1 pseudogene is annotated in these 575 nt (G+C 41.0%); it reads right to left on the reverse strand.

Features of this window, described 5'->3' with window-relative positions:
- Positions 1-21 precede the first annotated feature (21 nt).
- Positions 22-492: pseudogene (locus FD36_RS06370) on the reverse strand (recombinase family protein); the annotation flags it as partial.
- Positions 493-575 lie beyond the last annotated feature (83 nt).

Genomic DNA, 575 nt, shown 5'->3' on the forward strand with positions numbered 1-575 from the left:
CAATTATCAGTATAGAAGCAGTTGCAAACGGGGATCATCTTTGGCATATTGGGGTTTGCGTCCATGATATTTACCCTGCTGTTTGGCGAGGGCAATCCCTTGTTGCTGACGCTCGATGATTCGCTTACGTTCGCTTTCAGCCTGATACTTATACAGTTCAATGATGATGTTAGTCATCAGTTGACGTAAATTTGGGTCAGCAATCCCTGTCATGGACGGTAAATTCAACACATCTAGGGTGGCACCCTTATTTTGAATGGAGTTCATGATCTTAGTCAAATCATGGTTGTTTCTGCCTAAGCGATCTAATTCAGTGACCATTACAATATCACCCTCACGAATATAGGCCAGCATTTTTTGCAGTTCTGGCCGATTAGTGTTAGCCCCACTTACTTTATCCGTAAATAATTTATCAACGTCTTTTAAAGCCGATAACTGTCGATCTAAATGTTGCTCCTTGGAACTCACACGCGCATAACCGATTTTAGCCATTTCCAGTTCTCCTTTTGGACAGTTCTAGTGAACATTTATAATTCCTAGTATAGCGCAGAAATAAAAAAGGCCAATAGGGTATA

The organism is Fructilactobacillus sanfranciscensis DSM 20451 (genome assembly GCF_001436035.1).
Lineage (GTDB): Bacteria > Bacillota > Bacilli > Lactobacillales > Lactobacillaceae > Fructilactobacillus > Fructilactobacillus sanfranciscensis.